Origin of the sequence: Isoptericola sp. NPDC019571, assembly GCF_044389385.1 — a bacterium.
Classification (GTDB): Bacteria; Actinomycetota; Actinomycetes; order Actinomycetales; family Cellulomonadaceae; genus Isoptericola; species Isoptericola nanjingensis.
Genome location: NZ_JBIRXZ010000005.1, coordinates 108,205 through 127,368, shown reverse-complemented (window position 1 = coordinate 127,368; position 19,164 = coordinate 108,205). Strand labels below are relative to the sequence as shown.

Sequence of the window (19,164 nt, the reverse complement as noted above, 5' to 3'; positions counted from 1 at the left end):
CGTGGCGCGCGGTCGGTCAGCGCGACGGCAGCCCGAGGGCGGTGAGCGCCTCGCGCAGGCGCTCGCGGCCCTGGAGCGAGCCTCCGCCGCGCAGTCGGTCGACGACCCGTCGCGACCACGAGCCGTCGAGCCGCTCCTCGCGGTAGAAGGCGTCGATGCGCGGCGCGTAGTCGGCGACGTGCGCGACGCGCCCCTCGTCGTACGTCTCGCGGTGCAGCACGGCGTCCTGGGGCAGGCGTGGCTTGACGCGCGGGGCGTGGCCGGGGTCGGGGTGCCCGACGGCCAGCCCGACGACGGCGACCGCGCCGGGCGGCAGGCCGAGCTCGGCCGCAAGGTCCTCGGGGTGGTTCCGCACCGCCCCGACGTACACGGTGCCGAGGCCGAGGGACTCGGCCGCGACGACCGCGTTCTGCGCCGCGAGCGCGGCGTCGAGGAACGCGACGACCGTCGTCTCCAGGTAGCCGGCGGCCTCGAGCTCGACGCCGTCCTGCGCGCCCAGCTGCCGGGCCCGTGCCACGTCGGCCACCCACACGAGCAGCAGCGGCGCGTCGCGCACGTGCTCCTGGTGCCCGGCGAGCGCCGCGACCCGGGCAAGCCGGTCGCGGTCGGTGACCGCCACGACGCTCCACAGCTGCAGGTTCGACGACGAGGGCGCGGACTGCGCCGCCGCCACCACGGTGGGCAGCACCCACGGTTCCAACGGTCCCGGCAGGAACGCCCGCACGGAGCGGTGGCCCAGCTGGACGTCGAGGACGGCCGGCCCGCCGCCCGGGGCGCCGGTGACCGCCGCGGTGAGCGCTGCGGCGACGCCCGGCGCGGCGTCGTCCGCGTCCTCGGGCCGCACGCCGTAGCGGGCGGCGACCCGCGCGCGGGCCCGCAGGTCCCGCAGGTCCGCGGCCACGCGGGGCGTCGTCGGACGGGCGGGGCGGGGGCGGTTCGGGGGTCGCGGCACCGCGACGGCGGACGGCGTGGCGTTCTCGGTCACCTGCACTCCTCGGGACGGACGGGTCGGGGACGGGACGGATGGTCCGGACGGTCGGGTGCCGTCACTCCGTCTTCGGCAGGCCCGGCGGGTTGGTCTCGGGCTTTTCGACGGCCTCGGTCTCCAGGCCCCAGCGCTCGAGCACCTGGGCGTACGTGCCGTCGTCGAAGGCCTGCTGCAGAGCGGCCGTGACGGCGGGCGCGAGGTCGTTGCCCTTCTTGGTCGCGACGGCGATCTGCGCGGTGTCGGGCCAGCCGCCGTTGAGCGTGCCGACGACGGCGAGCTCGTCGGGCGCGATCTTGGCCTGGTAGGCCAGGGACGCGTTGGGGCCGACGTAGACGTCGAGACGGCCGGACTTCAGGGCGAGGAGGACGTCGGAGAGCTGCTCGTAGTACTCCGGCTGTCCGCCGGCGATGGGCTCGAGCCCCTCGGCGACGTTCTGGTCGTTCCACTCGAGCAGGATCTTCTCCTGGTTGGTGCCCGAGCCGACGCCCACCCGCAGCCCCGCGACGTCCTGCCGCTCGCCGATCTCCGGGACGTCGGAGCCCGCCTTGGTGAGCCAGCCCAGCTCGTCGTTGCGGTAGGAGGAGAAGGCGATCGTCTCCTTGCGCTCCTCGGTCACGGTGACGTTGGAGATGACGGCGTCGACGTCGCCCGACTGGAGGGCCAGGGGCCAGTCGGCCCAGGCCTTGACCTCGAGGCGCAGGTCCTTGCCGAGGCCGTCGGCGACGAGCTGCGCGATGTCGGTCTCGTTGCCGATGGGGGTCTTGTCGTCATCGGCGAAGAAGCCGAGCGGAGGTGCCGCGCCGGCGCTCACGGCCACGACGAAGTCGTCCTTGTCCGCGAACGCCTCCGGCAGCAGGCCGACGGCCTCGGCCGACTCGGTCGACCGGATCCGGTCCTGGTCGGGACTGGTGCTGACCTCGAGCCCGGCTGCAGCGGCACCCTCGGAGCTGGTGCCGGCGGGAGCCTCGACGCCGTCGCCGGTGCCGGCGGCCTCGGGGGCCGAGGTGCTGACACCGGCGCAGGCCGTGAGTGCCAGCAGGGGGACGGTGGCGAGCAGGGCGAGCGCGCGGGCTCGGCGGGTCGGTGCGGTCACGGGTGTCTCCAGGGGATGGGTGTGCGGCCGGGGCCGCAGGTCAGGGGATGTGAACGGACGTGGGAAGGCATGTGGGGCCGGAGAAGGTCAGAGGACCCTGTCGAGGAAGGCGCGGGTGCGGGCGTGGCGTGGGCGGGAGAGCACCTCGGCGGGCGGCCCCTGCTCGACGACCACCCCGCCGTCCATGAAGACGACGTTGTCGGCGACCTCGCGGGCGAAGCCGATCTCGTGGGTGACGACGACGAGGGTGGTGCCGGTGCTCGCGACGTCCTTGATGACCTCGAGCACCTCGCCGACCAGCTCGGGGTCGAGCGCGGAGGTGGGCTCGTCGAAGAGCAGCACCCGGGGCCGCAGCGCGAGGGCGCGGGCGATCGCGACGCGCTGCTGCTGCCCGCCGGACAGCTGCCGTGGTCGCGCGTCCGCCTTGTCCGCGAGCCCGACGCGGCTGAGCAGCTCGCGGGCCTCGGGCTCCACCTCGGCGCGAGGGCGGCGCTGCGCGGACAGCGGCGCCTCGACGACGTTCTCCAGCACGGTGAGGTGCGGGAACAGGTTGAATCCCTGGAAGACGAACCCGATGCGGGTGCGCTGCCCGAGGATCTCCCGCTCCTTGAGCTCCTGCAGCACGTCGCCCCGGCGGCCACCACGTCGGGAGTGCCGGCGTCGGTAGCCCACGAGGTCACCGTCCACCGTGACGAAGCCCGCGTCGACCTTCTCGAGGTGGTTGATCGCGCGCAGCAGCGTGGACTTGCCGGAGCCCGACGGCCCGAGGACGACGGTGACGGTGCCGGGTTCGAAGGTGAGGTCGACGTCCCGGAGCACCTCGAGGGTGCCGAAGCTCTTGTGCAGGCCGTGCACCTCGACCCGGCCCGCCGCGCCCTCGTGCGCCGTCGTGCGTGTCGTCGTGGCGGTCATGCGGGGCCTCCCGAGGTGCGGGCGGTGCGGGTGAGGACGCCGACCCGGGCGCGGGCCGCGAACGCCGGCGGCACGTGCGGGGGCACCGGACGGCCGGTGAGGCGGGCCACGGTCACGGCGGACGACCAGCGCAGCCGCTGCAGGGGCGTGGGCGGCAGGGTGCGCACGGCGCCCTTCGCGTAGTGCCGCTCGACGTAGTACTGGACGATCGTGATCAGCGTGGTCAGCACCAGGTACCAGATCGCCGCGACGATGAGCAGGGGCACGACCTTGCCGTTGCGGCCGTAGATGACGGACGCGATGTAGAACAGCTCGCCGTACGCCAGGACGTAGACGATCGAGGTGCCCTTGAGCAGGCCGATGACCTCGTTGACGGCCGTCGGCACGATCGAGCGCATGGCCTGCGGCAGCACGATGCGGGTCACCTGGCGCCGGCGCGGGATGCCGAGCGACGCGGCCGCCTCCTGCTGCCCCTGGTCGACGCTGAGGATGCCGGCGCGCACGATCTCGGCGGAGTAGGCGGCCTGCGAGAGCCCCAGGCCCAGGATGGCGGCGCCGAACTTGTCGATGACGCCGAGGGTGTCGAACCAGAGGTACTCCGGGCCGAACGGGACCCCGAGGCTCAGGTGCGGGTAGAGATAGGCGAGGTTGTACCAGAGCAGCAGCTGCAGCAGCAGGGGCACGGAGCGGAAGACCCACGTGTACGCCCACGACACCCCGACGAGCAGCGGCGAGCGCGACAGCCGCATGAGCGCCAGCACGGTGCCCAGCGCGAACCCCACCACCGACGCCGCGGCCGTGAGCCGGATCGTCGCCCAGGCGCCGGACAGGATCGAGGGCCAGGTGAGGTACTGCGCGACGACGTCCCACTCCCACCGGTCGTTGGTGAGCAGCGAGCTGACGACCATCGCCAGCAGCACGGCCACGCCGGCCGTCGCGACCCATCGCCCCGGGTGGCGGGCGGGGACGATGCGCAGGTCCGCGTACGGGGTGGCCGCGGCGTCCCGAGCCGGTGCCGCAGGCCCCGGAGCCCGTGCGCCAGGTGTCTGTGCGCTCGGCGTCTGTGCGCCCGGCGTCGTGACGGCGGTCATCGCGGCGCCCTCTCCCCCGCCGTGACGGCGAACGGGACGTGGTTGCCCGGCGGCGGGGCGGGGCACGTGCCGTGGTCGCTGAACGCGTACGGCAGGTTGACGGCGTCGTTGAGGTCGAGGTGTGCGACGCCCGCGTCGCCCGGGGTCAGGGACCCGGGGAGCTCGGGGCGCACCACCCGCCAGGGCGCGACGCCGGGTGCCTCGTCGCTGAAGAGCAGCGTCGGGGCGCCACCCGGGGAGCCGGTCAGCACGAGCGTGACCGTCCGGTCGCCGCGCTTCAGGTCGAGCTCGCCGACCGCCTGCAGCCGGTGCACCAGGCCGGGACGGGCGGCCCCGACCACGAGCCCGCGGGGTACGTCGTACAGGCGGACGGGCGCCTCGACCGCCCACGAGGGGTCGTGGTCGAAGGCGGGCACCCCGGCGAAGTCGAGGCGCGTGCGGGCGTGCGGGTCGCGCAGCCGGATCGCGAGGCGTCCGGTGCGCCGCACCAGCTCGATCGCCACCGCGGCCGTCTCCCCTGCCGGCGGGAGGTCCGGGTCGGCGCCGTCGGCGGGCTCGCGCCCGGAGGGCAGGAACGTGCCCAGGACGACGCTGCCACCCTCGGGGACGTCGCCGTCGTACGCGCCGTCCGCGACCTCCGGCCCTCGGACCCGGGGTCCGTCGGCCTCCCCCGGCCGCAGGTGGGCGCCGGCACCGTCGGCGAGCCAGAGCCCGGGCACGCCGGGCAGCGGCTCGGGTCGCGAGGGCAGCCAGTGGAACCCCGCCAGGCTCAGCCAGCCGTGGGGCGCGGCGAGCTCGCGCTCGCGGTCGGCCCGCCGGCTCGCGCTCCGTGCCGCGGCAGGACCGGCGGCGGAACCGGCGGCCGGCGCGTGCGCAGGGGCGCCTGCGGGGTCCGTGGGACGGACGCGTGGTGTGTCGGTGACGGTCATCGGGGGGCCTCCGGTCACAAGAGGGCGAGCGACGTCGCGGCGGGTGTCGGCGATGCGGGCGGCGGGGGTGACGTGGCGGGCGTCGGGGCGGGCGGTCACGCGCGCACCAGCCGGGAGTCGGCGGTGCGGCCCGCCCGGGCGCGCGGCCGCGCGTGCGCCGGTGCGGGGGCGACGACGGCGCTGCCGGCATCGCCGGCGTCGGCGGCGGGCCCCACGTCCGGCAGCCCGAGGGTCGCGCGGAGGGTGCGCGGCGCCGGGGACGCCACCGCCCGCACGCCGTCCCGCGCGAGGCGCGGGAGCACACCGTCGACGAGGGCGTCCAGGTCGGGGCCGAGCGACGAGGGCCGCAGCAGGAACCCGTCGGACGCGCCGGCGTCCCGCCAGTCCACGATCGTCTCGGCGAGGTCGTCGGGGGTGCCGGCCACGACGAGCAGCCCGCCGGAGATCTCCGGGCCCTCGAGGGCTTCGACCAGCTCCAGCCGCGCCTGCGCGCTGGCCCGGTCCTCGGCCAGCACGACATACGCCTCGGTGAGCACGCGCAGCGTGTCGGGGTCGCGGCCCGCGGCCTCGGCAGCGTCGCGCAGCCGGGAGCGCAGCCGGACGGCGCGGGCCGGCGCGGTGGCGGCGACGCGCACGACGTCCGCCGTCCGGGCGGCGAGGTCGAGCGCGGCCTCGCTCCGGGCGGAGACGACGACGGGCGGCCGCCCCTGCCGCGTCCCGGCGCTCCGGGGCCCGTCGGCGGCCCGGCCCTCGGCGGGCCGGTGCCGGCGCACGGCGAAGCGGATGCCGTCGTGGTCCACGCGGAAGCGCCCCTCGTCGTCGACGGCGACGGCGCCGGCCGTGTCACCCGCGTTCGGCCCGGCCGACGTCGCGAGCCCGTCCCAGTGCCGCACGACCTGTGCCGCGACGTCGCGGGCCTGCTCCGCCCACGCGTCGTCCTGGGCGACGGTTCCGGTGGGGAGCCCGACCTGCCACCCGGCCCGGCCGGAGCTCGCCTGGTCGACGCGGGCGACGGCCTGGGCGACGTGCGCCGGGTCCACGTGCGCGGTGTCGACGGCGGCGACCAGCCCGGCCCGCGTGGTGTGGGGTGCCACCCGTGCGGCGGCCACGGCCGCGTCGAGCCGCCCGGTCACCTGCCGCCGGCCCGGGTGCAGCAGGAAGCCCTCGTCGAGGGTGACGAGGTCGAGGCCGCCGCCGTCGGCGGTGCGCACGAGCTGGACGAAGCGCTCGGCGTCGAACGACCGCGGCTGCACGATGCCGCGCGCCCGGTGCACGCCGGGGCGGGCGCCGGCCGCCGTGAGGTCGACGCCGACGACGAGGGGGGACGGGGTGCTGGTGGTGGACGTCGAGGGCAGGGAGTAGGGCACGTCGGCTCCGATCAGGGCGCGGCGGACGGGCGCACTCGGGCGCGGGTCGTGGACCTGCGGGTGCGCGCCGCCGCCGGGAGGGCACGGGGAGGAAGGCCCGCCGGGACCGGCGGGCGGGGCCGTCTGCGGCCGGGCCCGGCGGGTGCCGGGCCGTCGAGGAGGGTCGTCCGCCGCGGGCGGCGGACGATCAGGCCGCGATCAGCGGCGGCGACACCACGCCCGGGCGGACGCCGAGGTCACCGGCGAGGCGGACGGCACGTGCCGGGACGACAGGGGGCGCACGGTGGTGGCGACGCGGTGCATGCTCGTCCTCTCCTGCTCCCCGCCGGGGCGGGGGTCGCGTGTTGCCGTGCCGTCGGCGACGGCCGGCCTGGTCCTCACCCGGGGCACCCGCCCGCGCTGGGGGTTGCCGTCCGACGAGCCGGGGCTTCGCGTCGGAGCTCGTGACCATCCGGGACGTCCGGCCGCACCGCCTGGGGCGCCGCGGTCGTCCGACCCGGTGCGCAGGAACGTAGGTCTCCGGAAGGGGGGTGTCAACGGTTCCTCCCGACCGTCTCGAATACCGAACAGTTCCGACCGTTTTTATCGGATTATCGAGCGTCAGGAAACCCGTCTACCGTGGTGCCCGTGAGCCAGGACGCAGGGCACGGACCCGAGCAGCACACTCCCGCGGTCGCCGAGATCCGGGAGCTGGTCGACCAGCTGCGCCGGCTCGTCCTCACCTACAAGTTCGGGATCGACGAGGTCATGACGAAGATCTCGATCCTGCGCGACGAGTTCCGGCTCATGCAGAACTACAACCCCGTGGAGCACGTGGGCTCGCGACTCAAGTCGCTCGAGTCGATCGTGGCGAAGTGCCGCCGCAAGGGCATCCCGCTGACGCCCGACGGCGTGCGCCAGCAGATGTTCGACGTCGCGGGGGTCCGCGTCACCTGCAGCTTCGTCTCCGACATCTACAAGGTCCGCGACATGCTGACCAACCAGGCCGACATCACCGTCCTGGAGGAGCGCGACTACATCGCCCACCCCAAGGCGAACGGGTACAAGTCCTTGCACCTCATCGTCCAGGTGCCCGTGTACCTCTCCGACCGGGTCGAGCACGTCGTCGTCGAGATCCAGCTGCGCACCATCGCCATGGACTTCTGGGCGAGCCTCGAGCACAAGATCTACTACAAGTACGCGCGCGACGTGCCCCGGCACCTCACGGACTCGCTCAAGCTCGCCGCCGACGTCGCGTCGTCGCTCGACAGCTCCATGGAACGCATCCACGACGAGGTCAAGGCCATCGCCGGCGAGGCGGAGCCTGTCGAGCAGCGGGACTCGCTGCTCACCCCCGAGGAGATGCTCCGCACCTTCTGGACGGCGGCCAAGGCCGAGGGAGACGTGCTCCGCACGACCCGCGAGAGCTGAGGCGGGCATGGGACCCTCCGAGCACCAGGACCTCGCCACCGCCGTCGCGCTCGCCCTCCCCGGTGCCACCCGCACCTGGCCCTTCGGGCCCGACCACGACGTGTTCAAGGTCCAGGGCAAGGTCTTCTGCATGACCACGGAGGTCACGGGCACCCCGCTCGTGACGCTCAAGTGCACGCCCGACGACGGCGAGGCGCTCCGCCAGGAGCTCGAGAGCGTGACCGCCGGCTACCACATGAACAAGCGCCACTGGATCTCGCTGGCCCCAGGGCCGGGGATCACGCCCGACCTCGTGGAGGAGCTGGTCCTCGAGGCGTACGCGCTGGTCGTCGCGGCACTCCCCCGTCGCCTGCGACCGGTCGACCTCGACGACACGGAGCGGTCCCGCACCGGCCTGCGCGACGTGCTCGTCGGCCGGCTCCCGCCGGGCGGCTGACCCCGCCGACCCGTCAGGAGGTTCCGGCGGTGCTCGCCCGCACCACGAGCCGCGGCTCGCACGTGACGAGCCGGTGCCGGTGGGCCTCGGGTCCGGTCTCCAGCTCCTCCAGCAGGAGCCGCACCGCCTCCCGGCCGACGGCCTCCCCCGGCTGCCGAATCGTCGACAGCGGGACGGCGGAGTCCCACGCGGCGCGGTTGTCGTCGTAGCCGATGATCGCGACGTCGTCCGGCACCCGCAGCGACGACGACAGCAGCAGCGACTGCTGCACGCCCACGGCGAGCAGGTCCGCCGCCGCGACGACGGCGTCGGGACGCTCGCGGGGGTCGCGCAGCACGATGTCGTCGCCCACGCGGCGCCCGTCCTCGACCTGGACGTTCCCCGTCTGCTCCACCTCGAGCACGACGCCCGGGTGCTCGGCGACGGCACGTTCGACCCCCAGCAGGCGGTCGCGGACCGGCACGAGCTCGGTCGTGCCGGCGAACAGGAGCCGCCGGCGCCCCTGCTCGACGAGGTGCGTCGCGGCGAGGTAGCCGCCCAGCTCGTTGTCCGGCACCACGGAGCAGACGTCGGAGTGGTCGCCCGGCGCGTCGACGACGACGAGCGGCACGCCCGGCGCCGAACGGTGCAGGTCGTGCGTCGACCCGTGGTTCGCCGCGACGAGGATGCCCGCCACCCGGTCCTCGACGAACAGGTCGACGTACGTGCGCTGCTTCTCCTCCGACATGTCGGAGTTCGCCAGCAGCAGGTTCAGCCCCGCCCGGCCGGCCTCCTCCTCGGCGCCCCGCGCGATGTCCAGGAAGTAGGAGTTCGCGAGGTCGATGATCACGAAGCCGAGCGTCGAGCTCCGACCGGCCGCCAGCGACCGCGCGACGCCGTTGCGGACGAACCCGAGCTCCCGGATCGCGGCCTCGACCCGGGCCCGGGTCGCCGGGGAGACGCGCACCGTGCCGTTGAGGACGTTCGACACCGTGCCCATCGACACACCGGCGGCGCGCGCGACGTCCGAGATGCTGGGGGACGAACGTCTCACCGGGGTCGTCGCTCCTCGGGCCTGCGGGTGGGGACGGGACGAGATTACCCGCGCCGCGCCGCGAGCCCGGCGCCGGCACGCTCGGGCCGGGCCGTGGCCCCGTCGCCGGACAGCACGAGGACGTCGCTCATGTCGCCCTCGCGCCACTCGGCCAGCAGGCGGTGGAACGCGACAGGGCCGGGGCTGTACGACGTCGGGGCCGCGAGGCGCTGGCGTCGGCCGTCCTCGAGCACAACGTCGCCGACCTCAAGTCCCTGGCCGCCGCCCGCGGCACGCGGGCCCGGGAGATCGTGCACCGCGGACTGTTCACGACGGCGGCCCCGGCGTCCTGACCTCGCGCGGCTACGCGGAGGCGAGGAGCGCGGTGCAGTGCTCGAGCAGGTCGGGGTTCCCGTCCACGACGTCACGCTCGGTCATGTCGTACCGCTCCTCGCCGGCCACCCCGACGTCCTCGATCGCGAGGCCCGCGGACGTGCCGGACCGGACCATGCGGCGCACCGCGAGCGAGAAGCCGATCCCGGGCGGCAGCGCCGGGAGCGTGCGGTGGGCCGCGTGGTAGGCGTACTGGACGTCGTCGCCGGTCCAGACGTTCGCGCCACCCCCGCCGGTCGCGGCGCCCACGGCGACCACCCGCCCGATGCCGTGGTCCACGATCCCGGCCGCGAAGAGGTCGCCGCACGAGTAGGTGTTGGCGTCGACGACGGCGACGACGGGTCCCCGGTAGGCGCGGGCCGCGCCGTTGCAGAGGTCGGGGTCCGCGAGCGGCAGGTGCTGGGAGAACTCCTCGCCGAGGTCGAGGGCGGCGCGCAGGGAGCCCGCCCAGTCGGCGAGGTCGGCGCCGTTGCCATCGGCCTCGGCGAGGTCGGCCATCGCCGGCGTCGCGCGGCACGCGAACCGCACGGGCTCGACGCGTCGGTCCGTGAAGAGCTGGAACAACCGCTCGGCCGCGTCGACGACGCCCCCCGGGTTGGAGCGCAGGTCGACGACGAGACCCTCCTGGGGCAGCCGGCGAAGGAGCCGGGCGACCTCGTCGACGAACCGTCCGGGGTGGCGCACGTCGAACGTCCAGATCCGCAGGTAGCCGAACGTGCCGTGCGAGGTCGTCACCGGCCGGGCGGCGAGGGCGTCGGCCACGCTGGTGCGCAGCCAGCCGGAGCCCTTCGCCCGGGGCTGGACACCCTGCCGGTCGCCCTCCCACAGGTCGGTGGCGAACAACAGCTTGCGGGCGCGGCGCGCGGTCTCGCCCACGACGTCGATCCCGCGGCGTGTCCGGGTCGCGACCCGGTCGTCGGCGGTCGCGGCCGCCCCCGGGCGGATCGCCCGCCACTCGAACCGGGCGGTGCGGTCGGGGTCGCCCGCCGGGTCCCCGGGGAGCCGGAAGCCGACGTCGACCCACAGCTCGTCCGGCGGGGGCAGGTAGGCGAGCGGCCGCTGGGTGAGCGTCTCGAGGGCGCGCGCCCGGCGCGCGTCCGGCCGGCCCCCGGTGAGGGTGTCGGCGAACAGGTCGACCGCCCTGGTGAAGGGCACGGCGTTCCAGGTGGTGAGCCGCACCCCGGGGGCGAACGCCGGGTCGGGCGCCTCGCCCGTCGTCTTGGTGACCAGGAACGTGGGCGACGTGTACGGGCCGAACGGCTCCACGAGGAACGGCAGCGCGGCGACGTACGGCTCGGCCCCCGGTGCGCCCACGAACAGCTGGGTGTGCTGGTCGCGCAGCCGGTTGACCACCCTGGTGAGCGCCCGGAGGAACCCGGCGCTGTCGAGCAGGGGGAGCTCCCGGCGCAGGGCCGCGAGCGCCCGCAGCGGGTCGTACCCGTAGAGCGCGCGCTTCTGCCCGGCGTGCACGTAGACGTCGGTGAGCAGCGTGGTCCAGAGGTCGACGAGGTCGTGCTGCTGCGTCGCGGTGAGCGCCACCGGCTCCGGTCCGGGCTCGGCCCGGGTGGGCACGACGTCGTCGAGGCGGCTGCCGGCGCGCGCCCGGAGGGCCGCCGGGCTCGGGGGCGTCACTGCCCGAACCTCGCGCGCAGCGGGGCGAGCACGCCCTGCGGGATCGGCGCGGCGTCGAGGAGGTCGAAGTACGCCGCGTCGTGCTCCGGCGCGGGCACCGGTGGGATCCGGACCGTGGCCGGGTCCTTGGGCGGCCCGGCACGGCCGGTGCGCCGGGTGTCGGGCATGTCGAGGAAGAGCTCGAGCTCGGCGTCCTCCGCGAAGCGCGGGCCGGCGGAGGCGCGCGCCTGGGCGGTCGCGATGGCCTGCTGGGGGTCCTGCTGCACCTCCCGCAGCGTGTCCAGGACCGCCCGCCACGACCAGGCCCGCTGCGGGTCCGCGGGGTCCGGCACCGCGACCCGGCGCCGTCGGCCCCCGACCGTGGCGGCGAAGCTGGGCGGCGCCGCGGCCGCCGTCATGAGGCTCGTGTCCCCGTAGCGCGGGACGCCGCCGACGACGACGAGGGCGACGTCGCGTTCCCGGGCGGCGACGACGCGCGTCCAGGCGTCGCCGCGCCCCCGCCCCCGCACGACGGTGACGTCCGCGAGCGCCCCCGGGACGAGGCGGCCGACGGGTCGGTGCCAGCACCGCTCGAGCAGCGTGCCGGGGTTGCTGGTGACCATCTCGACGATCTGTGCGTCGGTGAGGTCGTAGCCGAGGTGGTCGGCGGCGATGCGGGCCACCTTCATCTCGCCGAGGAGGTTCTTCGTGCCCGACGGGCCCCAGTCGCTGCCCAGGCACACGGTGATCCCGCGGGCGCGCGCGTCGTCGACGAGCGTCGTCTCGGCGTAGAGCAGGAGGTTGGACAGGGGCGACCAGACGACACCGCCCGCCTCGGCGGTGTCCCACCGGGCCCAGCCGTCGGCGTCCACCGCGCAGGCGTGCACGGCCAGCAGGGTGGGGAGCAGCCCGTCGGCGCGGTCCAGGTCCGTGTAGTCGGACAGGACGCGGGAGCCGCGGCGCCCCTCCGCGCAGTGGTAGATGAACCCGGATCCGGCGGCCATGCGGCGGACGGCGGTGGTGAGCGCCTCGCCCGTCTTGGTGACCACCGAGGTGTAGATCAGGTCGTCCCGGCCGGTGCCGACGTCCTCGGCGTCGACGTTGCGCATAACGGTGCGATACCCGCGGTTCGCGGTGGGCCACCCCTGCGCCGCGGTCGCTCCCCCGGCCATCGCCCGCACCTGCACGTAGGCGAGCAGCGCCTCGGGGCAGGCCTTCGCGTACACCCAGGCCGGCTCGGTGATCGACTCGGTGTAGGTGTCGGCGTCCGGCCAGTGCTTGTTGTGCAGCCACGGCTCGGTGCGGCCGGGCTCCGTCCAGAGCGGCAGGGCGTTGTAGGCCAGATGGTTGTGCATGTCGACGAACCCCGGCAGCACGACCGCGTCGCCGACGTCGACCTCCGGGGCCCGGGAGAAGCCGGCGACCCGGCGGCGCCCGGTCGTCACGTCGACGACGGTGTCGCCGTCGATCCAGACCCGACCGGGCACCGGGGGCGCCGTCGCCCCCTGCGCCATCGTCGCGACGTTCCCGGTGATGACCAGCTGCGCCATGGCCGTCCCCCTGAGGTCGACCCCGGCGGGGCGGGCGCCCGCACCGGGACTGCTCCCTCATTGTCGGCACGGGCGACAGCGTCCCACCGGCTGTGCGCCCCGACTTCACCCGGTCGTGCGCGTGCGTGCGGACGCCGCGCGGCGCTCCCTGTCGGTGAGGAGGCGCCATGATCACCGACCCGTTCGACGCCGGGCCCACCGGCCGGTTCCGGACGCTGTGCCGCACCTACCCCGACGACACCGTGTTCCGCGGCGCCGACGGCTTCCGGTCGCTGTGGGGGCCCGTGTTCTACCGGGGCCGCGCGAACGGCACCGCCCGGCTGCTCGTCGTCGGGCAGGACCCTGCCCAGACCGAGGCGTTCACCCGGCGCATCCTGTCCGGGCAGGCGGGACGCCGGGTGCAGGGCTTCGTCGAGAAGCTCGGGTTCACGTCGAGCTACCTCATGGTCAACGCGTTCCTCTACGGCATCTACAACCAGAAGATGGCGCTGCCCCACCTGAACGACCCGGAGGTCGTCGCCTACCGCCACCGGTGGTTCGCGGCGGCGCTCGCGCCGGGCCGCATCGAGGCGGTGGTGACGTTCGGCACCCCCGCCTTCGAGGCCTGGCGCACGTTCGTGACCTCGCCCGAGGGCGCCGGCGTCTCCGTGTTCCACCAGCGAGCCCTGCACCCGACGGCGGACAAGCCGGGCGGGCCGATCAGCCGCCAGGACCTGCTCGACAACTGGAACGTGGCGCTGGGGCGGCTGCACGCGAGGATCCAGCAGCCCGACGAGGCGCGCCCCCTCGTCCCCTACGGCGCCGACTTCACGCCCGCCGAGCTGCCCGCCATCCCGAGCCGCGACCTCCCCGCCGGCCTCCCCGGCTGGATGCGCGACACCGACTTCTGGGCGACCCTCGGCGACCCGCCGGGCACCGAGCGCGCCAACATCACCATCGAGATGCCGCCTGCCTGAGCGGGTCCGCCCTCGGGGCGATCCGATCAGGCGAGGACGAGCACCCGGTGCACGGTGACGCGGCTGCCCGTCGACCCGAACCTGGTGCCGTCCTTCTGGGACCACGTCGGCACCTCGCCCGTGGGCGTCACGCGCAGCGTCCAGCGCCCCGCCGGCAGCACGGGCGAGACGTAGCGCGGGCCGGTGTCGGGCACCTTCGAGTAGAAGTCCACGAGGTGCGACGTCTCGACGCGCCCGTCGTCGAGCAGCTCGACCCGGGCATACCCGCTCTCGTCGTCCGACGTGCCGACCACGGCGAACCGCGCCCCTTCCAGGTCGACCTCGAGGCGATCGCCGGGGCCGGCGGACCGGAACGGCGCGTCGACGGCAGCCACGGCGCCCGCGGCGTCGTGGTCGAGGGGCACCGGTTCCCCGGTCGCCGGGTCCCAGGCGGGCCAGTACTCCCCCAGCCGCGCCCGCCCGCCGTCGGTCAGGAGCGGCAGCCACACCTGGGTCGCCGCCGAGGCCTGGTGCGGGAACGACCAGCGGTCGCCGAGGTACATCGGCACGACGTCGTCGCCCCGCCGTACGCGAGCCACGAAGGAGCACTGCGAGTTGTGCGTCAGCGTGCCCTCGGGGGCCAGCAGCCCGGCGCGCCGCCACGGGCCGTGCACGGACGGCGCGGTGAGCACCTCGTTGTCGTTGCGCTCCCAGGACGTCTTCCGCGACATCAGGAGGTGGTAGCCGTCGTCGGAGCGCCACATGGCGGGCGACTCGCCGCCGGGGGCCAGGTTCTCCGCGACCTTCTCCTCCGCCGTCAGGTAGTCGTCGCCCAACCGGTACACGTCGCCCTCGTGCACCAGCAGGTAGCCCGTGCCGTCGTCGTCCTGGAACGCGCCGATGTCCCACCGGCGGACGGGCTCGCCCTGGTGCACGAGCGGGCCGTGCCAGCGGTACTCGCCGGCCACGGTGTCGCACGTGGCGACGGCGACCAGCGGGTCGGTGTAGCCGAGGTCGTCCGCGTGCACGTACATCACGAAGCGCCCGGTGGCCGGGCAGCGCATCACCTTCGGGCGCTCGCCCACCCGGTCCGGCCCGAGCGGACCGTCCGGCTGCACCGGCAGGACGACGCGCTCGAACGTCCAGTGCTCGAGGTCGGCCGAGGACCAGCACCCCACGCCGTCGAACCGGTTGACGTCGTCGGTCTTGTGCTCGCCGAACAGGTAGTAGCGCCCCTCGTGGTCCACGAGGCAGGCGCCGTGGGCGTTGACGACCTCGCCGCGGTCGTCGAACCAAGGCACTCCGTTGAGGATCATGGGCCGACAGCAGACCACAGTCCACGGACGGAGGAAAGCGCTTGCACGCCACGGTCGACGACGATCAGCCGAGAAGTGCCGGAGCTCGCCGTCGGCGGACCTGTCGTCGAGCAGCCGGTGCTCGCGGAGCGTGGCGAGGGTCGCGCCGTCGAGCCCGAACCAGGCTCTCAGGTCGTCGGAGTTGTGGTCCGGGACGAGCACCGGGCCCCACCCGTTCTCGCGGAGCAGAGCATGAGCCTGAGGCGCTTGTCGACAGGTGCACATGAGGGTGAAGTCACGGCGCCGGGGTGCCCGACGTGGGACAGACCGCCCGGCCCGCTCCTACACTCGACACGGTACGTCCGCCTCGTCGACGATCCGGACGCTGACAACGTGCCGGCGGTGGGCGGCGACGGCAGAGAGCCACGGGTCCAGGATGAGCAACCCCGACGGGCGCTCGCGCGGGGCGTCGCAGGTCACCCCGGAGCTCCGCCTGTCCGGGGCGGTCCCGGGCGCCCACCGGCCGCCCCTGACCCGGACGCCGGCCGGCGCGGAGAGCCCGGCGCACGGGACGCACGCCCCCGGCGACGCGGCCCTCTCGACGCCGGTCACGAAGGTCACGGTCCCCCCGCTCGGCGAGCAGATCATCCCGCGCGCCCGGCTCATGTCGCTCCTGGACGACGTCGTCGTCCACCGCCCGGTGACGCTCGTGGCAGCACCCGCCGGCTTCGGGAAGACCTCGGTGCTGGCCCAGTGGTGCCACCGCACCGACACCACCGTCGGCTGGCTCACGGTGGACGCGTTCGACAGCGACCCGCGCCGATTCTTCCGTCACGTGGTCGCGGCCTTGCAGGTCGCGGCGCACGGGCAGGCACGGGACGACGCGGGCCCGCTCCTGGAGATCGCCTGCCGCGACCCCATCGGCCGGTGGCCGCGGGACGCCGGCTGGCCCGACCACCACGACGAGCTGGTGCGCGCGATCGAGGCGCTCGTCGAACCGATGGTCCTGGTCGTCGACGACCTCCACCTGCTCGCCGGCGCCAAGGCGCGGGAGGTCCTCGCGCGGCTGATCCGCCTCGCCCCCGGCGGATTCCATCTCCTCCTGTCCAGCAGGTCGGATCCGGAGCTGCCGCTGCACCGCCTGCGTCTCGCGGGCGAGCTCGGCGAGGTACGCGAGCACGACCTCGCCTTCTCCGCCCGTGAGATCGCCGAGCTCGCCGCCCTGACCGGCCCGTCGCTCACCCCCGAGGTCGCCAGCTCGCTGAGCGCGCTCACCCGGGGTTGGCCGGCCGCCGTCCGGATGGCCCTCCTCACGGTCGAGGACGACCCCGCACCCGTCTACCGGCTCGCAGGTCTGCAGCGTGGCGACCTCCCGCTCACCGAGTACCTGACCGAGGAGGTGCTCGGCGCGCTGCGGCCCGACCTGGCACGGTTCGTCATGCGGGCCACCGTCGGCGACCGCATCGACGCCGGGCTGGCGGAGGCGCTCCACGACGGTACGGGCGGTGCCGAGCTGCTCGCGGAGGCGGCCCGGAAGGCCGTCTTCCTGGCACCCGAGGCAGAGACGGAGAGCGAGCCGTCGTACCGCTGGCACCCGGTGTTCGCGTCCCAGTGCCGCGCCATCATGACCGAGAGGTCGCCCGGGACGGTTCAGGAGCTGCATCGGGTCGTCGCGAACCACTGGCGCACGCGTGACGCCGCCGAGGCCGTCTCCGCCGCTCTCGCGGCGGACGACCCCGGCCTCGCCGCCGACGTGCTCACGGAGCGCTGGCCTGAGCTCCTCGTCCGCAGCGACTCCGGTGCCCTGACCGACCTGTGCGAACGGATCCCCGCGCCCCGGTCCGACGACGCCGAGGTGCTCCAGCTCCGCGCGGTGGGGCAGCTGCTCGACGGCCGGTCAGCCGATATCGCGATGAGCAGGGCCCGCTCCGTCGCGGGCCGGCTGCCGGCCCGACGCCGCCGCCGGTTCGAGCTCACCGACGTGCTCCTGACGGACTTCCTGGCCCCGGGTCGGCCCGGCCCGGAGGAGGCGGTCCGCCGGGGGCGCGCGGCACTCCGTGACGCGACGGACGCGCCCGTCGCCCGCGCGTTCGGGCACCTCCTCGTCGGAGAGGCGGTCGCCCAGCTCCAGCGCGACCCCGCCACCGCGCTCCGGCACCTGAGGGAGGGCGCGGCTCTCGCCGCCGAGCACCAGCTGCCGGCGATCGGCTTCGCGTGCCGCGCCTCGATGTCCGTCCCGCTCTTCATGAGCGGGCGTCTCGACGAGGCCGACGCGCTCGCCCGTGACTCGATCGGCCGGGCGCACCGCACGGGCCAGCACTGGGCCGGCATCGTCGTCCCCGCATACCTGACGTGCAGCCTCGCCGACTTCTGGCGGGACGAGCTCGTGCCCGCCCGGCGCAGCCTCGACCAGGTGCTCCGCCTGGCCACGCCACGGCAGGCCGGCTACCGGCTCCACGCGGCGGTCCTCCTCGCGCTGATCGCGGTCGCGAGCGACGACGCGGCCGTCCTGGACCGTGCCCGTGCGCTCGCGGGCGTGTCCGCCGAGGCGGCACCGCCGTACCTGGTCGGCTTCGCCCGGCTGGTCGACGCGATCGTGGCGTACGCGCGTGGGAACGACGAGTTGGCGTTGGCCGCGCTGACGACCACGGACCCGGGCGAACGACACCCCGTCGTGAGCCTCTGGGAGGCAGAGGTCTCCCGTCGGGTCGGAGACGTCGCCGGGGCCGCGACCGCCCTCGCCCGGATCCCCGCCGACCGGCGCGTCTCCCACATCGACGTGGCCGCCACGCTCACCGAGGCCCTGCTGGAACGTGATCGCGGCAGGGTGCGGGAGGCACACCACAGGCTTGAGCGGGCGTTGGAGGTGGCGAGCCCTGCCAGGATCCGCCGCCCCTTCGTCGAGCGCGGCGCGGACCTGCGCGGTCTGCTCCACGACCACCAGGCCTGGGGCACCGGGCACCTCGAGCTGGTGGCCGACATCGTCGCGCGGATGCAGCCCCGCGGGGACGACCACCGACGGCGGTCCTACTGGGAGCTCACGGCCCGAGAGCGCACCGTCCTGGTCTACCTCCGCTCCCCGATGACGACGACCGAGATCGCCCAGGCGCTGTTCGTCTCGTCCAACACCGTCAAGACGCACCTGCGGGCCATCTATCGCAAGCTCGGGGCCGCCGGCCGGCGTGACGCCGTCCGCATCGCCACGGAACGTCATGCCCTCTGAGTCATGCCCTCCGGGCCGGGCGGGGCGGTCGAGCGGGTCGCGGGGTCACCGCGGCGAGCTGTCGGACGACGGCGTCACCGACGCGCCGGCCGACACCTGGTGGACGTCACGCACGATCAGGCCGAGGTCGGCGATCAGCGCGATCATGCCGGTCAGCGCCGACGCGTCCACGATGGCGCAGGTCAGCACGGTCCCGGCCTCCTGGTGCCGTGCTGTGACCGCGGCGTAGTCCGCCAGCCGGGCCGGGTCGAGCCGGCCGTCGACCCGGATCTCGTAGATCATGGCGCCCGCCTCGGCCCGCTGTGCCATCTCCCGTTCCCCTTCTCTCGCTGCAGACCTGCTGGATCGGCCCCGTCCGGGACCGGCGGGAGGACCTCAGCGCCTGCGGAGCTCCTGGCCGTGCATCGTGAGGGCGAAGATGATGACGACGTCCATCGCGATCATGATGGTGCTCCACACCGGGTAGGCCGCGATGAACGCGAAGTTGGCGACCGCGCTGACGATCGCCAGCAGGACCCCGACGACCCGGGCCCACATCTGGCCGGCCAGCAGGCCGACGCCCGCCAGGAGCACGACGGTCCCACCGATCAGGTGCACCCAGCCCCACGCGCTGTAGTCCAGCTGAAGGGTGAGCCCGCTGGGACCGACGAGGAAGTACTCGTCGTTGAACAGCGCGACCACACCCTGGATGGCGTGGAAGATCCCGAGCATGATCATCAGGGTCCCGGCGAAGACCACCCAGCCCGCCCATCCCGTGGCCTCGGGGGTCTGGGTGAACTGGCCCGGGACGTACGGGCCGGGCGAACCGTAGGCGGCGGTCGAGCTGGTGTCGGTCATGTCGGCTCCTCGGTGCGCGGGGGGGCGGTCCCCTCCAGGGTGGGCCCCGGAGAGGCGGGCGGCCTCCTCCCGAACGGGTGAG

The 19,164-nt window shown here is 74.8% G+C and carries 17 protein-coding genes and 1 riboswitch; of the genes, 4 read left to right on the top strand and 13 right to left on the bottom strand.

Annotated features, from left to right (window positions below; all coding sequences use genetic code 11):
- Positions 1–16: 16 nt before the first annotated feature.
- From ACH443_RS10780 to ACH443_RS10755, 6 genes are all read right to left on the bottom strand, one after another.
- Complete coding sequence (locus tag ACH443_RS10780) at positions 17–985, bottom strand: NADPH-dependent oxidoreductase (protein ID WP_430590291.1); 969 nt, start codon at positions 983–985, stop codon at positions 17–19.
- A 61-nt stretch (positions 986–1,046) separates the two neighbouring features.
- Positions 1,047–2,081 carry an ABC transporter substrate-binding protein gene (locus ACH443_RS10775; RefSeq protein ID WP_430590290.1) on the bottom strand — a complete coding sequence of 345 codons (1,035 nt, stop codon included), beginning with the start codon at positions 2,079–2,081 and terminating at the stop codon, positions 1,047–1,049.
- An 87-nt stretch (positions 2,082–2,168) separates the two neighbouring features.
- Positions 2,169–2,993 carry an amino acid ABC transporter ATP-binding protein gene (locus tag ACH443_RS10770; protein WP_430590289.1) on the bottom strand — a complete coding sequence of 275 codons (825 nt, stop codon included), beginning with the start codon at positions 2,991–2,993 and terminating at the stop codon, positions 2,169–2,171.
- Positions 2,990–4,084 (bottom strand): amino acid ABC transporter permease, encoded by a 1,095-nt coding sequence (locus tag ACH443_RS10765; protein ID WP_430556234.1) that lies wholly within the window; start codon positions 4,082–4,084, stop codon positions 2,990–2,992. The genes ACH443_RS10770 and ACH443_RS10765 overlap by 4 nt, the downstream gene beginning before the upstream one ends.
- Positions 4,081–5,013 carry a DUF1684 domain-containing protein gene (locus ACH443_RS10760; RefSeq protein ID WP_430556235.1) on the bottom strand — a complete coding sequence of 311 codons (933 nt, stop codon included), beginning with the start codon at positions 5,011–5,013 and terminating at the stop codon, positions 4,081–4,083. Before ACH443_RS10760 ends, ACH443_RS10765 begins: the two co-directional genes overlap by 4 nt.
- Before the next feature lie 95 nt (positions 5,014–5,108).
- Positions 5,109–6,380 carry an LLM class flavin-dependent oxidoreductase gene (locus ACH443_RS10755; protein ID WP_430590288.1) on the bottom strand — a complete coding sequence of 424 codons (1,272 nt, stop codon included), beginning with the start codon at positions 6,378–6,380 and terminating at the stop codon, positions 5,109–5,111.
- Between the two features lie 335 nt (positions 6,381–6,715).
- Positions 6,716–6,829, bottom strand: a riboswitch (SAM riboswitch).
- Positions 6,830–7,007: 178 nt separating this feature from the next.
- Here ACH443_RS10755 and ACH443_RS10750 point away from each other — a divergent pair.
- On the top strand, positions 7,008–7,790 hold the full coding sequence (locus ACH443_RS10750; RefSeq protein ID WP_430556237.1) for a GTP pyrophosphokinase family protein: 783 nt from the start codon (positions 7,008–7,010) through the stop codon (positions 7,788–7,790).
- A 7-nt stretch (positions 7,791–7,797) separates the two neighbouring features.
- Positions 7,798–8,226: an MmcQ/YjbR family DNA-binding protein gene (locus tag ACH443_RS10745; RefSeq protein WP_430590287.1), complete on the top strand. Its 429-nt coding sequence runs from the start codon at positions 7,798–7,800 to the stop codon at positions 8,224–8,226.
- A 13-nt stretch (positions 8,227–8,239) separates the two neighbouring features.
- Here the strand turns inward: ACH443_RS10745 and ACH443_RS10740 are convergent, their stop codons facing one another.
- From ACH443_RS10740 to ACH443_RS10725, 4 genes are read right to left on the bottom strand one after another with little or no spacing between them, the layout of a single operon-like run.
- Positions 8,240–9,259 (bottom strand): LacI family DNA-binding transcriptional regulator, encoded by a 1,020-nt coding sequence (locus tag ACH443_RS10740; protein ID WP_430590286.1) that lies wholly within the window; start codon positions 9,257–9,259, stop codon positions 8,240–8,242.
- Between the two features lie 44 nt (positions 9,260–9,303).
- Entirely contained in the window at positions 9,304–9,555 is a 252-nt protein-coding gene (locus ACH443_RS10735) for a hypothetical protein (protein WP_429763687.1), read from the bottom strand.
- Positions 9,556–9,601: 46 nt separating this feature from the next.
- A complete protein-coding gene (locus tag ACH443_RS10730; protein ID WP_430590285.1) occupies positions 9,602–11,263 on the bottom strand; it encodes a S41 family peptidase in 1,662 nt (553 codons plus the stop codon).
- Positions 11,260–12,792: an amidohydrolase family protein gene (locus ACH443_RS10725; RefSeq protein WP_430590284.1), complete on the bottom strand. Its 1,533-nt coding sequence runs from the start codon at positions 12,790–12,792 to the stop codon at positions 11,260–11,262. Before ACH443_RS10725 ends, ACH443_RS10730 begins: the two co-directional genes overlap by 4 nt.
- A gap of 167 nt (positions 12,793–12,959) precedes the next feature.
- Between ACH443_RS10725 and ACH443_RS10720 the strand changes: the two genes are divergently transcribed.
- On the top strand, positions 12,960–13,748 hold the full coding sequence (locus tag ACH443_RS10720) for a uracil-DNA glycosylase family protein (protein ID WP_429763690.1): 789 nt from the start codon (positions 12,960–12,962) through the stop codon (positions 13,746–13,748).
- A gap of 26 nt (positions 13,749–13,774) precedes the next feature.
- Here ACH443_RS10720 and ACH443_RS10715 read toward each other — a convergent pair whose 3' ends face one another.
- The gene (locus tag ACH443_RS10715; RefSeq protein ID WP_430590283.1) at positions 13,775–15,043 is read right to left on the bottom strand and encodes a family 43 glycosylhydrolase; all 1,269 of its coding nucleotides are present in this window, start codon (positions 15,041–15,043) and stop codon (positions 13,775–13,777) included.
- A 415-nt stretch (positions 15,044–15,458) separates the two neighbouring features.
- Here ACH443_RS10715 and ACH443_RS10710 point away from each other — a divergent pair, with 415 nt between their 5' ends.
- A complete protein-coding gene (locus ACH443_RS10710; RefSeq protein WP_430590282.1) occupies positions 15,459–18,245 on the top strand; it encodes a LuxR C-terminal-related transcriptional regulator in 2,787 nt (928 codons plus the stop codon).
- Between the two features lie 45 nt (positions 18,246–18,290).
- On the opposite strand, the gene ACH443_RS10705 is transcribed toward ACH443_RS10710, so the two are convergent.
- Complete coding sequence (locus tag ACH443_RS10705; RefSeq protein WP_429763693.1) at positions 18,291–18,554, bottom strand: hypothetical protein; 264 nt, start codon at positions 18,552–18,554, stop codon at positions 18,291–18,293.
- 66 nt (positions 18,555–18,620) lie between these two features.
- The gene (locus tag ACH443_RS10700) at positions 18,621–19,082 is read right to left on the bottom strand and encodes a DUF7144 family membrane protein (protein ID WP_429763694.1); all 462 of its coding nucleotides are present in this window, start codon (positions 19,080–19,082) and stop codon (positions 18,621–18,623) included.
- Between the last annotated feature and the right edge of the window lie 82 nt (positions 19,083–19,164).

What these genes read in the sequence shown, in the direction of transcription:
- ACH443_RS10770 (WP_430590289.1), bottom strand. Translation starts at nt 2,993, where the DNA reads ATGACCGCCACGACGACACGCACGACGGCGCACGAGGGCGCGGCGGGC.
- ACH443_RS10765 (WP_430556234.1), bottom strand. Translation starts at nt 4,084, where the DNA reads ATGACCGCCGTCACGACGCCGGGCGCACAGACGCCGAGCGCACAGACA.
- ACH443_RS10760 (WP_430556235.1), bottom strand. Translation starts at nt 5,013, where the DNA reads ATGACCGTCACCGACACACCACGCGTCCGTCCCACGGACCCCGCAGGC.
- ACH443_RS10745 (WP_430590287.1), top strand. Translation starts at nt 7,798, where the DNA reads ATGGGACCCTCCGAGCACCAGGACCTCGCCACCGCCGTCGCGCTCGCC.
- ACH443_RS10725 (WP_430590284.1), bottom strand. Translation starts at nt 12,792, where the DNA reads ATGGCGCAGCTGGTCATCACCGGGAACGTCGCGACGATGGCGCAGGGG.
- ACH443_RS10720 (WP_429763690.1), top strand. Translation starts at nt 12,960, where the DNA reads ATGATCACCGACCCGTTCGACGCCGGGCCCACCGGCCGGTTCCGGACG.
- ACH443_RS10715 (WP_430590283.1), bottom strand. Translation starts at nt 15,043, where the DNA reads ATGATCCTCAACGGAGTGCCTTGGTTCGACGACCGCGGCGAGGTCGTC.
- ACH443_RS10710 (WP_430590282.1), top strand. Translation starts at nt 15,459, where the DNA reads ATGAGCAACCCCGACGGGCGCTCGCGCGGGGCGTCGCAGGTCACCCCG.
- ACH443_RS10705 (WP_429763693.1), bottom strand. Translation starts at nt 18,554, where the DNA reads ATGGCACAGCGGGCCGAGGCGGGCGCCATGATCTACGAGATCCGGGTC.
- ACH443_RS10700 (WP_429763694.1), bottom strand. Translation starts at nt 19,082, where the DNA reads ATGACCGACACCAGCTCGACCGCCGCCTACGGTTCGCCCGGCCCGTAC.